The sequence below is a fragment of the Microbispora cellulosiformans genome (genome assembly GCF_008728085.1).
GTDB classification, from domain to species: domain Bacteria; phylum Actinomycetota; class Actinomycetes; order Streptosporangiales; family Streptosporangiaceae; genus Microbispora; species Microbispora amethystogenes.
On the sequence record NZ_VYTZ01000004.1, the window covers coordinates 51,491 to 69,897 of the forward strand.

Sequence of the window (18,407 nt, forward strand, 5' to 3'; positions counted from 1 at the left end):
ACGGGTGCGTGCCCGTCCCGTCTCCCCGTCCCTGCTCGTGGAGGAACTGGCCGACCTGATCGCGGCCCGGCCGCGCGACGCGTGGGTGCGCGTCGCGGTGGACGGCGCCCCGGCGGCCGGGCCGGGACGGCTGGCCGACGCCCTGGCCGGCCCGCTGCGCCTGCGCGGCCGGGAGGTGCTGCGGGCGCCCGCGTCGGGCTTCCTGCGCCCCGCCTCGCTGCGGCTGGAGTTCGGCCGGACCGACCCCGACGTGTTCTACGACGAATGGCTGGACGCGGCCGGCCTCGTCCGCGAGGTGCTGGGACCGCTGGAGCCGGGCGGCACGGGCCGGGTGCTGCCCTCGCTGTGGGACAGCGCGCGGGACCGGGCCACCCGGGCCGGCTACGTCACGCTGCCGCCGGGCGGGGTGGCGCTGGTGGACGGCGCGCTGCTGCTCGGCCGCGGCCTGCCGTTCGACCTGGCCGTCCACCTGTCCCTGTCGCCGGCCGCGCTGGCGCGCCGCACGCCGCCCGAGGAGCACTGGACGCTGCCCGCCTACGAACGGTACGAACGCGAGACGGGCCCGGCGCGGGCCGCCGACGTGGTGGTCCGCGTCGAGGACCCGCGCCGGCCCGCCGTGGTCACCCGGCCGGGCTGAACCGGTGGCCGCGGCCGGGTGAGGTCGTGCCCTGGGACGGACGCTGCTTCGCTACAGCAGGCCGCCCAGGCTCAGGGGTAGTCCCAGCCCGGCGCCCAGGCCGAGCGTGATCCCCAGCAAGGGGGCGTCGTCCTCCGAGCCCACGGCGCAGCAGGTGGTGCAGGCGCAGTGGCTCGGCGGAGTGCCGGTCGGCGTGCCGGGCGGTGGGTCGATCGGCGGGTCGATCGGAGTCGCCGGCGGCGTGCTGGGCGGCGGGTCGTGTGGCGTCCCTGGGCCGTCCGGGTTATGCGGGTTGTGGGGAACGTCCACGACGTTCTTCTCCGGGGGTACGACGACGACGTCCTGCGGGACGTCGGGCGCCGGAAGCCGCTCCGGCGTCGTGAAGATCGGCGTGTCCTCCGGCCCGGGCAGGTTCTGCATGGGCGGTAGGGTCCACCCGGGGCCGTAGCCCGGTCCGCCGGGGCCCGGCTGGTTGCCGGGCGGGATGACCGGATTGTTCGGCCCCGGCGTGGTGGGTGTGACCGCCGGGGGGAGAGCCGGTCGCGGATGCTGGGGCTGACGCTCATGGGGGCGCTGCCGCTCCGGCGGCCGCTGCTTGTGCGCACGCTTGACGTGCCGGGGGTGGCGGGGGTGACGGGCGGCCGGATGGACGCTGACGACGGGTCGACGCACGGTGATCGGCACCCCGTCCCCCGGTGCCGCCTGAGCCGGAGCGGCGGCGACGACGGCGCCCAGAACCACGAACCCTCCGGTGAACACGGCGCCCACTCTGACCGCCACACGCATGCCCATGCAGTTCTTCAACTCTTCTTCCTCGCAGTGACGATGTCCGAGCCATTTCCTGGCCGGTCAGGTGACATCGGGTGCGATCTGGTCAACCGCACGCGCTCGCCGCTTCTCCGATACGCGGAGCCGGAATGGCGGCCCGGCCGGGGTGGGATTCCGCCGGCCGATTACCGGGACCGGCGCCGCGACGGCCATGCCGCACAATCGCCGATCCCGGTTTCTCACTCAGCCGATGCCGATGCCCAGGCCGACGAGGAGCCCCACGTTGAGGAGGCGCCTCCCGTAGGTCACGGTCGACGGGCCGCCGCAGGTGGCGCAGGTCGGCGTGCAGGTCGGGTTCGGGCTGGGCGACGTCGGCGCCGGCGCCTCCAAGGTCGTCACTGTTGGCGTCGGCGTCGCGCTCGGCGGGCAGACGGTGGCCGTGATCGTGATCGTGATCGTGTCACACGTCGGCAGAGCCTGCGGAGCGACCACCGCGGCCGTCGCCGGCGCGGCCATGGCCGCGCCTCCGGCCAGCACCGCGCCGACCAGCAGCCCCTTGACGAGATTCGTGCGCTTGCGCATTTCCGTACCTTTCAAACAGCGATGCTCGAGAAATCGAGATTGCAGCTCGGCGAGGACGTTCCTCCCCGGTGTCACCGCGTGACATCCTGCCAGCCGGTAAATCTCCCCGGTTCTGCCGACACAAACGACTGCCCTCATGTTTTCCCAGGTGTTTGCCACTCTCAGAATGAGGGAGTCCGAATTAGTCGCCGCTGTCACATCAGGCCGCTTATTCGATATCCGACATAAAACCCAAATCAATCACCGGCGGCCGACATGAAAAAGGCCGGGGACACGCCCCGGCCACTCAACCCGCCTCTCTCACAGGCCGTACTCCTCCAGCAGGCGCAGCCACACCTCGCTCACGGTCGGGTAGGAGGGCACGGCGTGCCACAGGTCGTCCAGGGTGACCCCGGCGGTGACCGCGATCGTCGCGGCGTGCAGCAACTCGGCCGCGCCGGGCGCCACGAAGGTCACGCCGAGCAGCACCCGGCGGCGCTCGTCGACCACCGCCTTGGCCCTGCCTTCGTAACCGTCGCCGAGCAGGTAACCACCGGCCACCTGACCCATGTCGTACTCGACGACCCGTACGTCGAAGCCCTCGGCACGGGCCTGCGCCTCGGTGCGGCCCACCGCGCAGACCTGGGGATCGGTGAAGATCACCTGGGGGGCGCCGACCCTGTCCGCGCGGTCACGCATCGAGGGCCGGTCGTCCGCCTCGCCCCGGGCCCGGGCGACGATCACGTCCGAGGCGATCCGCGCCTGATACTTGCCCATGTGCGTGAGCAGGGCCTGCCCGTTGACGTCTCCCACCGCGTAGAGCCAGCCGTCGGCGACGCCGGTGGCCCGCATGCTGTCGTCCACGCCCACCGGACCCGACTCCGGCAGGCCCACCGACTCTAGCCCGAGATCGCCGGTGGCGGGGCTGCGCCCGGTGGCGACCAGGATCTCTTCGGCCGTGATCGTGTCTCCGTCCTTCAGCCGCACCGTCACCACGCCGCCCGGCTCCGGTCGCTCGACCTTCTCGGCGCTCTCGCGCAGGCGGATGTCGACGCCCTGCTCGGTCAGCGACCGCGCCACCGCCTTCCCGGCGAAGGGCTCCACCCGGTCGAGCAGCCCGCCACCCCGGACCAGCATGGTCACCTCCCGCGACCCGAGCCCGCGCATGGCCTGCGCCATCTCGCACGCGACCACGCCGCCGCCGATCACCACGAGCCGGTCCGGTACGGCGCGCGCGGCGGTCACCTCACGGTTCGTCCACGGCCGCGCGGCGGCCAGCCCGGCGACCGGGGGGATGACCGCGCCGCTGCCGGTGGCCAGCACGACGGCGTGGTTCGCCGTGAGCGTGCGCGTGCCGCCGTCGGCCGTCGCGACCTCGACGCTCCGGGCGCCGGTCAGCCGCCCGGTGCCGCGTACGAGCGTCACCTTCGCGGAGTCGAGCCACCTCGCCTGCCCGCTGTCGTCGTAGTTCGAGACCACGGTGTCGCGGTGGGCCAGCACGGCGACGGCGTCGATCGGGCCGTCGAGCCGCATCCCCGGGACCCGGCTCACCTCGCCCGCGAGGTCGACCGGCCGCAGCAGCGCCTTGCTCGGCATGCAGGCCCAGTAGGAGCACTCCCCACCGGCCAGTTCACGCTCGACGATGACGGTGCTCAGCCCGGCCGCCGCCACCCGCCCCGCGACGACCTCCCCCGCCGGTCCCGCACCCACCACGATCACATCGAAGACTTCCGGCATGGTCACCCTTCCTCTCGTACCGTGCCTCTCGTACCGTGGTCCACCCTGTCACGGGCGCCGCGAGGTCACGGAGACGAGCCCGCCCTCGTAGGCCGCGATGACGAGCTGGGCCCGGTCCCGGGCGCCCAGCTTGGCGATCAGGTGACCGATGTGGGTCTTCACCGTGGCCGTGCTCACGTGCAGCGCGGCGGCGATCTCCTGGTTGGACAGGCCGCGCGCGACGAGGGTGAGCACCTCGCGTTCCCGCCCGGTGAGGCCGTCCAGCGACGCGTCCCGTCGCGGGCCGGCGAGGGTCGCCGGGGTGGTCCGGGCGAACTCGGCGATCAGCCGCCGGGTGACGCTCGGCGCCAGCAGCCCCTCCCCCGCCGCGATGACGCGGATCGCCGCGAGCAGGTCGGCGGGCGGGGTGTTCTTCAACAGGAAGCCGCCGGCCCCCGCGCGCAGCCCCGCGTAGACGTACTCGTCCAGGTCGAACGTGGTGAGGATCAGCACCTTCACGGCGGTGGACTCGGCGCAGATCCGCCGGGTGGCCTCGATGCCGTCCAGGCCGGGCATGCGCACGTCCATCAGCACGACGTCGGGGCACCTCCGCCGGGCCAGCTCGACGGCCTCCGTCCCGGTCCCGGCCTCGCCGACCGCGACCAGCCCAGGCGTGCTGTCGACCAGCAGGCGCAGGCTGCCGCGCAGCAGGTCCTGGTCGTCGGCGAGCAGCACCCGGATCGGCCCAGGCGTCTCGGGCATCTCGGGCGGCTCGGGCGCGATCACCGGTCCTCCCCGTCGACGGCGGAGTTCCCGGGATCGGGGACGGGCAGGCGGGCGAGCACCCGGAAGCCGCCCTCGGGGTGTGGCCCGGCCGTGAACTCGCCGCCGAACAGCAGGGCGCGCTCGCGCATGCCGATCAGGCCGTGCCCGGGCGGTCCCGGCGGCAGCGTCCGGCGGCCGGGGCCGTCGTCGGTCACCTCGATCCGCACCTCGGCCGCGTCCCGCTCGACGAGGACCCGGCACCGGGCGGGAGCCGCGTGCCGTACGACGTTAGTGAGGGCCTCCCGCGCGATCCGGTGGACGGCGAGCTCCAGCGTCTCCGGCAGGGCGCCCGTCACGCGCATGTCCAGGTCGACCTCCACGCCCGCGGCGGCCGCCCGTTCCGCCAGTTCCGGCAGCGCCGCGAGACCGGGAACCGGGGACCGGCCGGAAGAATCGTCCCGCAGCACGCCGAGCGCCTGTCGCATCTCCGCGAGGGCACGTCTGCTGGTGTCCTCGATGACCCGCAGCGCCTCCCTCGCCTCCTCCGGACGCTGATCGGCCACGTGCGCCGCCACCCCGGCCTTCACCCCGATGAGGCTCAGCGTGTGGGAGACCACGTCGTGCAACTCGCGGGCGATGCGCAGCCGTTCCTCGGCGACCGCGCGCTCGGCCGCCCGCTCGGCCCCCAGTTCGGCGCCGCGCGCGGCGTACGCCCGCCGCTCCCGCACCGCCCGGCCGATCGTCCAGGCGCCGCCCAGCGCGAGTACGCCGAGCACCAGGCTGGTCACGGCCCGTCTGGACGCCGGGTCCGCCGACACCCCGCCGACCGCGGTGAACAGCAGCGCCCCCAGGCTCAGCACCCCGATCGCCGTCGTCGGCTCCCACCTGCGCCGCGGCGTCGTCAGCGCGACCGGATAGAGCGCGTACGCCGCGGCGGCCAGCGGCTCGCGGACGACGCCGAGCGCCATCGCGGCCACGGACGCGGCGAGTACGACGCCGAAGACCGGCAGCGGCCACCGTCGTCTGACCGCGATCGGCAGCGTCATCGCCGCGATCAGGGCGTGCGTGGTCCACGCGGCCGGGACGCCCGCCTGGAGGGACAGTGCGAACGCGTATCCCAGGCCGGCCAGGGCGTCCAGCACGACCAGCTCACCACGGCCCAGCGGCCGGGGAAACAACGGCCGCACGTCCGGATCGTCCACCTGCCCACGGTAGACCGCGCGGAGCCCCGCCCGCCTCCCGCCGGGGTCTGTCATCCCGTGGTCGGAGGGACGGCGAGAAGATCGCCCCCCGGCCCGACGCCAGGACGGCCCACCGCGCGGGACCGTCGAGGCATGATCGAAGTCAGAGAGCTGACCAAACGGTTCGGCCGTACGGTCGCCGTGGACGGGCTGACGTTCCACGTGAAACCAGGCCGGGTCACCGGGTTCCTCGGGCCGAACGGCGCGGGCAAGTCGACGACCATGCGGGTGATCCTCGGCCTGGACCGCCCGGCGAGCGGTGAGGCGCTCGTCGGAGGCCGCCGCTACGCCGGCATCCGCCACCCCATGCGGGAGGTGGGCGCCCTCCTGGACGCCGGGGCGGTCCAGGGGGGCCGCACACCGCTCGGCCACCTGAGCTGGATCGCCCGCAGCAACCGCATCGGCCGGGATCGGGTCGTGTCCGTGATCGAGCAGGTGGGCCTCGCGGGGGTGGCGCGCAAGCGGATCACCGGCTTCTCCCTCGGCATGCGGCAGCGCCTCGGCATCGCCGCCGCGCTGCTTGGCGACCCCGGCGTGCTGCTGTTCGACGAGCCGGTCAACGGCCTCGACCCGGACGGCGTTCGCTGGATCCGTGAGCTGATGCGCGGCCTCGCCGCCGAGGGGCGCACGGTGCTGCTGTCGAGCCACCTGATGAGCGAGATGGAGCTCACCGCCGACCACCTGGTGATCATCGGCCGCGGGCGGCTCCTCGCCGACACCGCCATGCGCGACCTGACCGGCGTACGGGACGTGTTCGTCCGCAGCACGCGCGCCGACGACCTCGCCGCCGCGCTGTCTACCGAGCTGTCGGCCGTGGGCGGGACGGTCGCCCCGGAGGGGGAGGGCCTGTCGGTGCGCGGGCTCGACCCGGTCGAGATCGGCGACCTCGCCGCCCGGCACGCGATCCCGGTGCACGAGATCACGCCGCGCGCCGCCTCACTGGAGGAGACCTACCTGCGGCTCACCGAGAACGTGACGGACCACGCGAGCAGGAGGGTGGACCGATGATCGACGCGCTGGCCGCCGAATGGCTCAAGCTCCGCACCCTCCGGTCCACCTCCGTCGTCCTCGGGGTGGTGGTGGTCGTCGTCGGCCTCACGGCCCTGCTGGCGTGGTACGCCGCGGGCCTCTGGGACGGCCTGCCACCCGACCAGCGGGACCACCTCGCCGTGTCGTCGCTGCCGGACATGACCGGCATGGTCGGCTCACTGTGCCTGGCCGTGCTGGGCGTGCTCGCCGTCTCCGGTGAGTACGCCACCGGCATGATCAGGAGCACGTTCACCGTCATGCCGTCGCGCGGGCGGGTGCTGGCCGCCAAGGCGGCCGTCCTCGCGGTCGTGGCGTTCTGCACCGGGCTCGCGGCCATCCTCGCGACGCACGCGCTGGGGCGGCTGATCATCGGCGACCGTGCCATCCGGGGGCAGTCGGCCGAGCCGCTCGCCCGGCAGCTCCCGCTCTTCCTGGCGATGAGCCTCGCCATCGTGATGTTCGCGCTGATCGGGCTGGGCCTGGCCGCGATCACGCGGTCCGCCGTCGCCGCGATCGCCGTTCTGGTGGCCCTGTGGTACGTCGTCCCCCTCGTGGCCTTCAACCTCCCGGCCCCGTGGGGCGACCGCCTCGGCTCGGTGCTCCCCGGCGCCCTGGCGGGCGAGCTGGCCGGCACCGGCAACCCCGGCTCGGTCGGCGGCTCGCTGCTCTCTCCCGCCGCCGCGCTCGCGGTCATGGTCGCCTGGGTGGCCGTGCCGTACGGCGTGGCCGCCGTCCGGCTGACCCGCACGGACGCGTGAGGCGGGCAGGTGAGGGCGGGCGGGTGCCGGGTACGGCTCCCCCATGACGACCTCAGCACGGGACGAACTGACGGGGCTCGACCCCTTCGACATCTTCGACACCGAGGCCGCCCGGCTCGACCGCTACTTCTCCTCGCTCGACGACGACGGCTGGAACCGCCCGTCCCGATGCGAGGGCTGGACGACCCGCGACGTGCTCGCCCACCTGGCGGGTGAGGAGCTGTACAACCACGCGTGTCTCGACGACGACATCGACGGGTTCTTCGAGATGCTCGAACACGAGGGCGTGCGCGGCGGCTTCGACGGTTTCAACGAATGGTGCGTGCGCAGACGCCGCGGGCTGCCGGTGGAGCAGGTGCTCGACGAGTGGCGGACGAAGAACGCGGAGACGCGGCGGCGGATGCGGGCCCTGGGCCGCGACGGCACCCTGCACACGTCGGCCGGGCCGTACCCGGTGGGCCTGCAGACCTTCCACTACGACTCGGAGTACGCCACCCACGCCGACGACGTGGGGGCGCCGGTGACGCCGGACGAGGCCGGGGACCGCCTCGGCTGGCGGGTCCCCGTCGGCCTCTTCGTGCTGGCGGAGCGCGGTTCGAAGGCGCAGGTCGTCCCCGTCTGCGGCCGGATCGAGGTGCAGGTGGACGGCCTCACCGCCGATCTCGGACCCGAGGAGTTCGTGGAGGCGACGGTCGGCCGCCTGCCGGCCGACCACCTGCTCGACTCCCGCATCCGCGGCGCGCTGCGTTGTCTTGCCTGACAGTGTTGCTCGTAACAGCGCTGCCGTGCCTGACGGTGCTGCCTGTAACGGGTCCGACCGTGCCCTCGGCACCAGTGGTAATAAGACCCGCGTGGTCCGCCGCGCCGGCGTCCGCGCGGGTCGCGGTCCCGTACGCCGGGTCGCCCGGCACGGACGCCCGGCAGGCCGGCGGGCAGGGCGGCCGGCTGTGTGGCCGGCTGCGTAGCTGGCTGCGTAGCTGGCAGGGCGAAGGGCAGGACGTGCGGTGGGAAACCCGGCGCTGCCCGGTGCGGGCCTGGATGTGCTGCCGGTCCCGCTGCCGCTTGTGCTGCCGGGCACCCTGCCGGTTGCGCTGCCGGACGTACCGGCGTGGGCGCGGAACCGGTGGCGCCGCGGCGGGTGGACGGGACGTGCGCGGCCGGGCGGCCGGGGCAGGCCGCCCGGCCGGCGCGTAGCGCGACATGACCGCGCCGCCGAATATGCCGCCGTATATGTCGGATATGTGATGTCAGCCGTTGAACGTCTCACTGCGAAATCCCCGAATGTCCCCGAAAGAAGGTGCGGCCAGGACAGGCCGGTTTGCCCGGGGGGATCCAGACGTGCGGCGGCGCGTCAACGATGCACCGGGATCGAACCCAAAGCAATCAGGCGCGCCATACAGAACGCATTCAGCCCGATTAGCGCCCGATTAGCGCCCGATCAGGCAGCGGACAGGAGAGCAGGCCAGGGCAGCAGATCAGGGAAGCCACGAGACGCGGCCGCGCAGCAGGCCGTATCCCACGAAGGCGACCACGTCGATCACCGTGTGCGCGACGATCAGCGGCATCGTGCGCCCCCAGCGCTGGTACAGCCGGCCGAAGACCACGCCCATCGCGATGTTGCCGACGAAGCCGCCGAAGCCCTGATAGAGGTGGTAGGAGCCGCGCAGGACGGCCGACGCGCCCACCGACCGCCACGGCGACCAGCCGCGCTGCCGCAGCCGGTGCAGCAGATATCCGCTGACCAGCACCTCCTCCAGCACGCCGTTCTGGGCGGCCTCGGCGACCAGGACGGGCACCCGCCACCAGGCGTCCGGCAGGCTGTCCGGCACGACGTTGAGGTTGATCCCGGACCTGAAGGCGAACAGGTAGAACACCAGCCCGGTGCCGCCGATCACGGCCGCCAGCGCGGCGCCGCGAAGCGTGTCGCGTCCCGGCTCCCGCCAGTCGGCCCCGATCGTCCGCATCGACTCGCCCGACCGCGCCAGCAGGTACGCGACGAGCCCCACCGGAGCCACGTTCACCGCGATCCCCGCGAGGTGCAGCGTGAGGTCCAGCCACGGGCGGCCGGGGGCCAGCGAGCCGACGAGCACGGCGTGCTGGTCGCCCAGTTCCTTCGGGGCGGTCAGCGCGCCGACCAGGCGGATGAGCGACAGCAGCGCGCTGGCGCCGAGCGAGACCGCGAAGACCGCGACGATCTCCGGGCCGATCAGCCGCGGGGTGAGCCCCCGCAGGCCGTCCTGCCCCTGCTGCTCATCGGACCCCTGCTCATCGGGCACGGCGGCGACCGGCCGTCCGGGAACGTCCTCCATGGTGGCAGGGTAGCCGCCCCCGGGACACGGTCGTCCGCCCGCACAGCCCGTTCAGCCCCCTCAGTACGGCAGCACACTGGTCTTGAACGCCGGTGCCACGAACGCCGCCTTGAACTTCGGGAAGGCCACGGTCTTCGCGTTGCCGTCCGAGGTGTACCGGTCGGTGGGGTTGGCCTTCAGCCAGTCGAGCCAGGCCATCGAGCAGAACTTCTTGCAGTCGCCGACCTTGTTCTCCTTCGACCTGATCCGCGGGATGCTGAGGGGGTCGAAGTCCTTGGTGAACGGCGACGGCGCGGGGGTGTACCCGGCCAGGAACACGCCCTTGTAGTCGTAGCGCACCCCGCCCGACGCCCCCTGCAGCGCCCACTTCTTCTCGTGCGGCTGGTTGCCGTACGGCAGGGCGAGCGTGACCGGCGGCGTCTTGATGAGCGAGGTGATCAGCGTCTGCCCCGCCACGATCTGCTTCTCCACCTCGTCCTTCGGCTTGCCGAGCAGGTTGAGGTGGTCGCGGGTGTGGTTGCCGATGTCGAAGTTGTGGTCCTTGAGCCACTGCAGGACCTGGATCTGCTCCTCCGGACGGGCCTTGCCGAACAGGTCCTTGATCACATACATGGTCGCCACCGGCCGGAAGCCCGGGTGCTTCTTCGCGACGTCCATGAGGATGCCGATCGCGCAGTCCGGCGCCGGATTGCCCATGCCGTCCAGAGTGAGCTGGGCGGGCGAGGAGTCGTCGAAGGTCAGCACCACCGGGTGCTTGCCCGCCGGAATGTCGATCTTTCCGGTGACGTACTCGGCCGCGGTGATCGGCACGTAGTCCTCGGCGGCCAGCCGCTCCAGTTCGTCCCGGAAGTCCTTCGGGCTGCGGTCGTCGCCCGGCGGCGGGTTCTGGACGATCCGGTGATACATGATCACCGGGATCTGTCCCAGCTCGTTGGCCTTCACCTGGGCGGCGGCGGCCATCTCCGACTTGCGCAGCGCCGCCTCGTTGGCCACCTTGTTCCGCTGGTGACCGGCCTGGCCCGCCTGCGTGGCGTGTTTGCCGCCGCCGGTCGCGCAGCCGGAGAGCGTGGCGGAGGCCCCGGCCACACCCACCAGCGCCGCGACGACTCCGGCAATCCTGAAGCGCCCCATGGATCCCCCTCATCGGGCCGCGCTTGACGATGAGGGGCTCCTACCCGCCGAACGCGATCACTTCACGACGCGTAGGACAAACATCACGCTAAGTGAGAGACATGTGCGGCTCGGCGCAGAAGGCCACGCCGTCCCCGCCGATGTGCACCCGTCCCTCGGAGGCGGGGACGAAGACGGACTCCCCGGGACGCAGCTTGACCTCGGCGCCCCCGGTCCCCACGTTCACGACGCCTTCGACGCACAGCACGATCCTGGGCGCCGCCTCGACGAGCACCCCGGCCGCGCCGGGCGCGATCCTGCGGAGCAGGAACTCCGGCACCGGCGGCACGTACGCGCCGTCGTCCGGCTCCACCGCCACGGGCTGCGCCACCGGGTCGGTGATCCGCAGCAGTTCCTCCACGTCGATGTGCTTGCCGGTGAGACCCGCCCGCAGCACGTTGTCGGAGCACGCCATGATCTCCACGGCGAAGCCGTCGAGATAGCAGTGCGGCACCCCGGCCCCGAGGAACAACGCCTCCCCGGGGGCCAGCGTGTGCCGCCGCATCAGCAGCGGCGCCAGCACGGCCGGGTCCTCCGGATAGCGCCGGGCCAGCCGCGTCACAAGCGCGTAGTCGGGCGCGTGGACCGCCGAGGCCGCCCACACCACCGACTCGACCAGCGTCCGCCGGGAGTCCGGCCACTCCAGCAGTGTCCGCAGCGCGCCGAGCACGTCGCCGTCGCCCAGCGCCCGCACCACCGGCCGCAGCGGCTCCACCCGCAGCCGGTCGACCAGCATCGCCGACTGCTCGGCGGGCCGGAACCCGGCCAGCCCGGTGAACGGCGTGAGCGCGCAGACCAGCTCGGGCTTGTGCCACGGATCGGTGTAGTTCGCGTCGCCCCGCGCGTGACCCGCGGCGGCCTGCTCGGCGTCCGGATGCACCTGCAGCGACAGCGGCCGCTCCACCGCGATCAGCTTCATCAGGTACGGCAGCCGCCCGCCGAACCGCTCCGCGACCGCCTCGCCGAGCGTGCCGGCCGGATCGGCGGCGATCACGTCGGTGAGCGTCGTCTCGACTCCGTCCCTGGTCAGCCGGGAGGGAGCGGCGGGGTGGGCGCCGAGCCAGAGCTCGGCCTCGGGTCCGGAGGCGGTCCGGCCGGTGAGGGCGGCGATGGCCGTCCGGGAACCCCAGGGGTAGTCCTTGACGGGGTTGGTGAGCAGGTCCACGTGCGTCCTCTCGCATGCGGCGGGGGAAGAGCGAGCGCGGTCCGAGACTAACGGGATTCGTTAACACACCGGAGCACCGGGTGTCGGACCAGCGCGCCGGGGTCGGGACTGCCACCGCTGACGTGGAAGACCGCCGTCTCGCCGGGCAGCAGCGTGACGAGCTGGTCGTCCACCGTCGCCCGGGGATCGAGCCGGTCGGGGAAGATCGCGAGCTCGCGCACCAGCGTCCGCGCGGTCACGGTCACCCGCAGGCCGCCCTCGGTCTCCTCGACCACCGTGTCCATCTCGGCCGGGGGATAGGCCATCGCCGGGTCCTCGCGCGGGAACCACAGCGCGCGGGCGTCGCCGAGGGTCGCCACCAGCACCTCCCCCGCCGGGTTCCCGGACCGCGCCACCGCCTCGGGCAGGTCCGCGGACGCCGTGCCGCGCGCCGCGACCGACACGTCGAAGCGCTCCTTGGCCAGGATCTCCCCCGCCAGGCTGAGCCGTTCGACGGCGAGCTCGCCCGACCACGCCTCGTCGGTGTCGTTCACCATCGCCAGCACCATCCCCATCCCCATCCCGGCCGCCGGCGCGTCGCCCTGGAAGGTGAGCAGCCGGTCGGCGAAGGCCCGGCGCAGCGCGTGCCACAACGGCTTGCGCCGTCCACCGCCGTCCACGGCGGCCCAGGAGGTGACCGGCCAGCAGTCGTTGAGCTGCCAGACGATCGTGCCCATGCAGTACGGCGCGAGCGCCCGGAACCGCTCGATCCCGAACGCCATCGCCCTGGCCTGGTTGAGCTGGGTGAAGTAGTGCCAGTCGTCGAAGCCGTCCGGCCGGGGCAGGTGGTCGCCGAGGCCGCGCAGCAGCTTGAGGTCGCCGTCCACGGCCTTCTGGTGGTGGACGACTCCCGGGGACGACGGCGTCAGCGGGTCGTCGGAGACCGCGGCGCGCAGCGTGGCGTACGTCGGCGGGCCCTGGAAGCCGAACTCCGCCACGAACCTCGGCGTGTAGGTCGCGTAGTGGCGGTAGTCGTGGGTGTTCCAGACGGTCCAGATGTGGAGGGTGCCCCGGGACGGGTCGTTCGGCGGCAGGTCGGGCGAGCCGGAGTAGGGGCTGCCCGGCCAGTACGGCCGGGCCGGGTCGAGCTCCGCGACGATCCGGGGCAGCAGGTCGTAGTAGAAACCCCCGCCCCAGCCGCGGCCCTCCAGCTTCTCCTGCCAGCGCCAGTCGGCGTGGCCCTCGATGTTCTCGTTGTTGCCGCACCACAGCACGAGGCTCGGATGGCGGGTCAGGCGGGCGACGTTCTCGCGGGCCTCGGCCTCGACCTCAGCCGCGAACGGGCCCTCCTCGGGGTAGGCCGCGCAGGCGAACGGGAAGTCCTGCCAGACCAGCAGGCCCATCTCGTCGGCGAGGTTGTAGAAGTCGTCGCTCTCGTACATCCCGCCGCCCCACACCCGCAGGCAGTTGGCGCCCGCTCCGGCCGCCTGGGCGAACCGCTCGGCCAGGCGCTCACGGGTGATCCGGCTGGGGAAGCAGTCGTCGGGGATCCAGTTGAAGCCCTTCATGAAGACCGGCCGGCCGTTGACCACGATCGTGAAGGCGTCGCCGGTCCGGTCCAGCTCGACCGAGCGGAACCCGATCCTGCCGCTCCACTCCTGCTCCGGTCCGCCGTCTTCGAGGCGCACGGTGAGGTCGTACAACGGCTGCTCGCCGTACCCGCGCGGCCACCACAGGTCGGGGTCCGGCACGGTCAGCGTGACGACGGCCCGGCGCGCCCCGGCCGCGACGGTCACGGTCTCGCTGACCCCTCCCGCCGTGGCCGTCAACGTGAGCGGCCGCTCGGCGGCACGCTCGACCGTGACGTGCACCTCGACGGTCCCGTCCCCGGACACCAGGGGACGCACCTCGGCCAGGCGGGCGGCGCTCCAGGTCTCGATGCCGATGGGCCGCCAGATCCCGGCGGTGACGAGCGTCGGTCCCCAGTCCCAGCCGAAGTTGCAGGCCATCTTCCGGATGAACTGGTACGGCTCGTCGTACGCGCCGGGCCGGTCGCCGAGCGCCGCCTTCTGCGCCTCCGCGTACCCGTACGGCGGGTCGAACAGGATCCGCAGCGTGTTGTCGCCCGCCTGCAGCAGGTGCCGCACCGGGAAACGGTACGACCGGTGCATGTTGGCCGTCCTGCCGATCTCGACGCCGTTGAGCACGAGCGTGGCGACCGTGTCGAGCCCGGCGCAGACCAGGTCGGCCCGGTCGTCGCCGGCGCCGTCCCCTCCCGTCGCCCCTGGCTCCCAGGTGAAGGTGGTCTCGTAGGCCCACGCCGTACGGCCGATCCAGGTGAGCCCCTCCTCGTTGTCGTCCAGGTACGGATCCTCGATCAGCCCGGCGGCGAGGAGGTCGGTGTGCACGCAGCCGGGAACGGACGCGGGCAGCCCCGCGACCACCGGCCGGAGCTGCCCGGTCGACGACACGGCGGTGACGGTCCACCCGTCGTGCAGGGGACGGTACGAGCTCACGCTGTCTCCTTGGTCTTCTTCGCGAGCGTCTTCTTCGCGAGCGCGGCTCCCGCAGCCTTACCCCCGCCGGAGCAGGCCACGAAGTGCCCGTCCGCCACCTCGGCCAGCCCGGGACGGGTCCGGCTCTCCTGCGCCGCCTCGTGGTACGCGCACGGCAGGTCGTCCACAGCCTCCGCTGCCGGGAGATCCGTCCACTTGGTGTGCAGGCGCGGGACCGCGGCGAGCAGCGAGCGCGTGTACGGATGCCTCGGGTCGCCGAAGACGAGAGGGGTCGGGCCCATCTCGGCGATCTTCCCGTCCCGCAGCACCACGGTCCGGTCGCTGACGTAGTTGCCGAGCGACAGGTCGTGCGTGACGAACAGGATGCCGAGGCCGCGCGCCCGCAGGTCGGCGAGCAGGTTGAGCACGTCGATCCGAGTGGACGCGTCGAGCATGCTGATGATCTCGTCGGCGACCAGCAGCCGGATGTCGAGCAGCACGGCCCGGGCGATCAGCATGCGTTGGAGCTGGCCGCCGCTGAGCTGGTGGGGATACTTGCCGAGGACGTTGCCGGGGTCGAGCCGCACGCTCTCCAGCGCGTCCTCCACCCGCTTACGCCACTCACGGGCGCCCACCCCGGGGAAGTACTGCTCCTTGATCATCGCGAAGACCCGGTCGGCCCGGAAGACGGGGTTGAAGCAGCTGAAAGGGTCCTGGAAGACGCCCTGAACCTGCCGGTAGTACTCCTTGCGGTCCCTGATCGAGGAGATGTCCTTGCCGTCCAGGGTGATCGTGCCGCCGCTGACCCGGGTGAGGCGCAGGACCATCCGGCCAATCGTGCTCTTGCCGCTGCCGCTCTCGCCGATGAGCGAGACCACCTCCCCCTCCCCGACCTCGAAGCCGACACCGGAGACGGCCGTCAGCGCGCGCCCGCCGAACGCGCCGACGCGGTAGACCTTGGAGACGCCATCGAGTTTCAGCATTCACTCGGCCTTCCAGCAGGCGACGAGGTGGCCGGGGGCCACCTCCGCGAACGGCGGCTGCTCGGCGCACTGCTCGAACGCCAGCGGGCAGCGGTCCCGGAACCGGCATCCACCGGGCGGGTCCAGCAGGGACGGCGGGTTGCCGGGGATCCCGGTCAGCCGCCGGTCCTCGTAGCGCACCCCCACCTCCGGCAACGCCGCCACGAGCTGCCGGGTGTACGGATGCCTCGGCGCGGTGACGAGCACCTCGGCCGGGGCCTTCTCGGCCAGCCGCCCGGCGTACATCACGAGGATCGTGTCGGCGATCTGGTACACGAGCGAGATGTCGTGGGTGACGACCATCATGCTGGTCACCAGCCCGTGGTCGCGGAACCCGAGCAGCGTCGTGGCCACGGCCTTCTGGCTCGACACGTCGAGCGCCGAGGTGACCTCGTCGGCGATCAGCAGCGAGGGGTCCAGCAGCGTGGAGACCACCATGACCACCCGCTGCTTCATGCCGCCGGACAGCTCGATCGGGTAGCGCCCGAGCACGTCCTTCGACAGGCCGACCAGCTCCAGGCGGCGCTCCAGCTCGGCGGTGCCGTCGGGCACGCCCCGCGCGGCCAGCAGCTCGCCGACCATCTTCCCGATCTTCCTGGTCGGGTTGAGCGCGCTCATCGAGTACTGCGGGATGAGCGACACCTCGCGGAAGCGGAACTCGTCCATCGCCCGGTCGTCGGCGATCGGCAGCTCCCTGCCGTCCAGCTCGACCGTGCCGCCGGCGTGGCGCATGCGGCCGTCCAGCCGGATCAGGCTCTTGGCGAGCGTGGACTTGCCCGAGCCCGACTCCCCGGCGAGGCCCATGATCTCGCCGTCCGCGACGGAGAACGTGACGCCGTCGAGCGCCTTCACCTCGCCGCGCAGCGTCCGGTAGTAGACCCGGAGGTCGGTGACCTTCAGCGCCACGTCACATCTCCCTCAGCTTCGGGTTGAACACCTCGTCCAGCCCGACGTTCATGACGTAGAGCGCGCCGACGATCGCCGTGATGCCGGCCCCCGGCGGCACGAACCACCACCACATGCCGAGCTGGAGGGCGCTCCACCGGGCCGCGTTGTTGAGCATCAGCCCGAGGGAGACCGAGTCGGTCGGGCCGAGCCCGATGAAGTCGAGCGAGGCCGCGATCAGGATCGCGCTGCCGAACAGCAGGATGAACGTCAGGAACAGGTACGAGCTCATGTTCGGCGCGATCTCCCGGAGGATGATCCTCGGGGTGCGCACGCCGCTCAGCCGGGCCAGGTCCACGAAGTCGCGCGAGCGCAGCGAGAACGTCTGCGCCCTGATCGCCCGCGCCGCCCACGGCCAGGAGGTCAGCCCGATGAACAGCGCCTGCACGCCGACGCTGCGCACCCCGAGGTACGCGTTGACGATCAGCAGCACCACCAGCGCGGGCAGCACGAGCACGATGTTGGTGACCATGGTGAGCAGCTCGTCGACCCACCCGCCGCGGTAGCCCGCGACGAAACCCACGACCATGCCGACGACCGACGCCAGCACGCCGCCGAGCACGCCCACCAGGAACGTCGACCGCAGGCCGTACAGGAACTGGGCGAAGACGTCCTGGCCGAACGTCGTCGTGCCGAACCAGAACTCCCCCGACGGCGGCGCCATGGCCGGCCCGACGTAGTCGGCCGGCTTGTGGCCGATCGTCATGGGCCCGACCACCCCGGCCACGAGGAAGACGGCGATGACGACCGTACCGACGACCAGCTTGCGGTTGCGCAGCGCGAAATGCAGCGCCTCGTTTCTCACGCCGCTTCTCCCATCCCCGTGCGGGTGCGCGGATCGACCAGGACGTACGCGACGTCGATGACGAAGTTGGCGATCAGCACGCCGATCACGATGAATAGGAAGGTCCCCTGCAGCAGGAAGAAGTCCTGGTTCTGGATCGCCTGGAGGATCAGGTGCCCGAGCCCGGGATAGCTGAAGACGATCTCCGTCACCAGCGCTCCGGCCACGAGCACGCCGAGTTGCAGGGCGAGACCGGTCACCTGGGGCAGGATCGCGTTTCGGAAGGCGTAGCGCCGCACCAGCCGCGCCGGCGCGCCGAGCGCCCGCAGGTAGTTGACGTAGTCCGCCTCCAGCTCATAGATGATCATGTTGCGCATGCCGATCGCCCAGCCGCCGAACGCGACCAGGAACAGCGAGGCGAACGGGAGGAACCAGTGCTGGGCGAGGCTGCCGAGGAACTCCCACGACCAGGACGGCTGGAGGTCGAAGCCGTAGGCTCCGGCGACCGGGAAGATCCCCGCGATGATGCCCAGCGCCCAGGCCAGCAGGATCGCGAGCCACATGTACGGCGTCGCGGTCAGCACGTAGCCGAGCGGGAGCACGGTGTTGTCGAGCCACTTGCGCCGCGCCGCGAACGCGCCGAACCGGTTGCCGGCGACCCAGCTCAGCAGGATGGACGGGATCAGCAGGCCCAGCGTGTACGGCACGGCCCGGACGATCACGTCGGTGACCGGCGTCGGGAACAGCCAGATGCTGATGCCGAGGTCTCCCCGCAGCAGCGAGCCCCAGAAGTTGAGGTACTGCCGCCACAGCGGCAGGTCGAAGCCGAACATCGCGGTGTAGTGGACGCGCATGGCCTCGACGGCCGCCGGCTGCGCGACGTTGGCCCGCGAGAGCATGCTCTGCACGGGGTCGCCCGGCATGAACCGGGGGATCATCCAGTTGACGGTCACGGCCACGAAGAACGTCAGGCCGTAGACGAGAAGCTTTCTGCCGAAGTAGCGGCGCACGTCGACCTCCCGGTCGCGGAACGGCGCCCCCCTCCCCGCGGGAAGGGGGGCGC

Annotated in this window: 17 protein-coding genes; 4 read left to right on the plus strand and 13 right to left on the minus strand. The window is 72.3% G+C overall.

Going from position 1 to position 18,407, the window contains the following annotated elements; all coding sequences use genetic code 11:
* Window positions 1-4: 4 nt before the first annotated feature.
* Complete coding sequence (locus F5972_RS11315; protein WP_150933438.1) at window positions 5-637, plus strand: nucleoside/nucleotide kinase family protein; 633 nt, start codon at window positions 5-7, stop codon at window positions 635-637.
* Between the two features lie 51 nt (window positions 638-688).
* Here the strand turns inward: F5972_RS11315 and F5972_RS11320 are convergent, their stop codons facing one another.
* The 5 genes from F5972_RS11320 to F5972_RS11340 all read right to left on the minus strand — a co-directional run bounded on the left by F5972_RS11320 (window position 689) and on the right by F5972_RS11340 (window position 5,649).
* Complete coding sequence (locus F5972_RS11320) at window positions 689-1,429, minus strand: hypothetical protein (RefSeq protein ID WP_150933439.1); 741 nt, start codon at window positions 1,427-1,429, stop codon at window positions 689-691.
* 219 nt (window positions 1,430-1,648) lie between these two features.
* Window positions 1,649-1,987, minus strand: a complete 339-nt coding sequence (locus F5972_RS11325) for a hypothetical protein (RefSeq protein WP_150933440.1) — start codon at window positions 1,985-1,987, stop codon at window positions 1,649-1,651.
* 300 nt (window positions 1,988-2,287) lie between these two features.
* Complete coding sequence (locus tag F5972_RS11330) at window positions 2,288-3,703, minus strand: dihydrolipoyl dehydrogenase family protein (RefSeq protein ID WP_150933441.1); 1,416 nt, start codon at window positions 3,701-3,703, stop codon at window positions 2,288-2,290.
* Window positions 3,704-3,751: 48 nt separating this feature from the next.
* Window positions 3,752-4,444, minus strand: a complete 693-nt coding sequence (locus tag F5972_RS11335; protein WP_150933913.1) for a response regulator — start codon at window positions 4,442-4,444, stop codon at window positions 3,752-3,754.
* A 20-nt stretch (window positions 4,445-4,464) separates the two neighbouring features.
* Complete coding sequence (locus F5972_RS11340; protein ID WP_225311375.1) at window positions 4,465-5,649, minus strand: sensor histidine kinase; 1,185 nt, start codon at window positions 5,647-5,649, stop codon at window positions 4,465-4,467.
* Between the two features lie 132 nt (window positions 5,650-5,781).
* Here F5972_RS11340 and F5972_RS11345 point away from each other — a divergent pair, with 132 nt between their 5' ends.
* Genes F5972_RS11345 through F5972_RS11355 form a run of 3 tightly spaced genes read left to right on the plus strand, consistent with a single transcriptional unit; the run spans window position 5,782 to window position 8,235 of the window.
* Entirely contained in the window at window positions 5,782-6,696 is a 915-nt protein-coding gene (locus tag F5972_RS11345; protein ID WP_150933443.1) for an ABC transporter ATP-binding protein, read from the plus strand.
* Window positions 6,693-7,475 (plus strand): ABC transporter permease subunit, encoded by a 783-nt coding sequence (locus F5972_RS11350; protein ID WP_150933444.1) that lies wholly within the window; start codon window positions 6,693-6,695, stop codon window positions 7,473-7,475. Before F5972_RS11345 ends, F5972_RS11350 begins: the two co-directional genes overlap by 4 nt.
* Before the next feature lie 43 nt (window positions 7,476-7,518).
* On the plus strand, window positions 7,519-8,235 hold the full coding sequence (locus F5972_RS11355; RefSeq protein WP_150933445.1) for a maleylpyruvate isomerase family mycothiol-dependent enzyme: 717 nt from the start codon (window positions 7,519-7,521) through the stop codon (window positions 8,233-8,235).
* A 715-nt stretch (window positions 8,236-8,950) separates the two neighbouring features.
* Here the strand turns inward: F5972_RS11355 and F5972_RS11360 are convergent.
* The 8 genes from F5972_RS11360 to F5972_RS11395 form a co-directional block, all read right to left on the minus strand.
* Window positions 8,951-9,784 carry a CPBP family intramembrane glutamic endopeptidase gene (locus F5972_RS11360; protein WP_150933446.1) on the minus strand — a complete coding sequence of 278 codons (834 nt, stop codon included), beginning with the start codon at window positions 9,782-9,784 and terminating at the stop codon, window positions 8,951-8,953.
* 60 nt (window positions 9,785-9,844) lie between these two features.
* A complete protein-coding gene (locus tag F5972_RS11365) occupies window positions 9,845-10,915 on the minus strand; it encodes a polysaccharide deacetylase family protein (RefSeq protein ID WP_138459850.1) in 1,071 nt (356 codons plus the stop codon).
* 88 nt (window positions 10,916-11,003) lie between these two features.
* Window positions 11,004-12,119, minus strand: coding sequence for a mannose-6-phosphate isomerase, class I (gene manA, locus F5972_RS11370; protein WP_150933447.1), 1,116 nt, complete (start codon window positions 12,117-12,119; stop codon window positions 11,004-11,006).
* Between the two features lie 47 nt (window positions 12,120-12,166).
* Window positions 12,167-14,614, minus strand: a complete 2,448-nt coding sequence (locus tag F5972_RS11375) for a glycoside hydrolase family 2 protein (protein WP_150933448.1) — start codon at window positions 14,612-14,614, stop codon at window positions 12,167-12,169.
* The gene (locus tag F5972_RS11380) at window positions 14,611-15,576 is read right to left on the minus strand and encodes an ABC transporter ATP-binding protein (RefSeq protein ID WP_150933449.1); all 966 of its coding nucleotides are present in this window, start codon (window positions 15,574-15,576) and stop codon (window positions 14,611-14,613) included. Before F5972_RS11380 ends, F5972_RS11375 begins: the two co-directional genes overlap by 4 nt.
* Entirely contained in the window at window positions 15,577-16,521 is a 945-nt protein-coding gene (locus F5972_RS11385) for an ABC transporter ATP-binding protein (RefSeq protein WP_150933450.1), read from the minus strand.
* Window position 16,522: 1 nt separating this feature from the next.
* Complete coding sequence (locus F5972_RS11390) at window positions 16,523-17,365, minus strand: ABC transporter permease (RefSeq protein ID WP_150933451.1); 843 nt, start codon at window positions 17,363-17,365, stop codon at window positions 16,523-16,525.
* Window positions 17,362-18,354 (minus strand): ABC transporter permease, encoded by a 993-nt coding sequence (locus F5972_RS11395; RefSeq protein WP_150933452.1) that lies wholly within the window; start codon window positions 18,352-18,354, stop codon window positions 17,362-17,364. The genes F5972_RS11390 and F5972_RS11395 overlap by 4 nt, the downstream gene beginning before the upstream one ends.
* Between the last annotated feature and the right edge of the window lie 53 nt (window positions 18,355-18,407).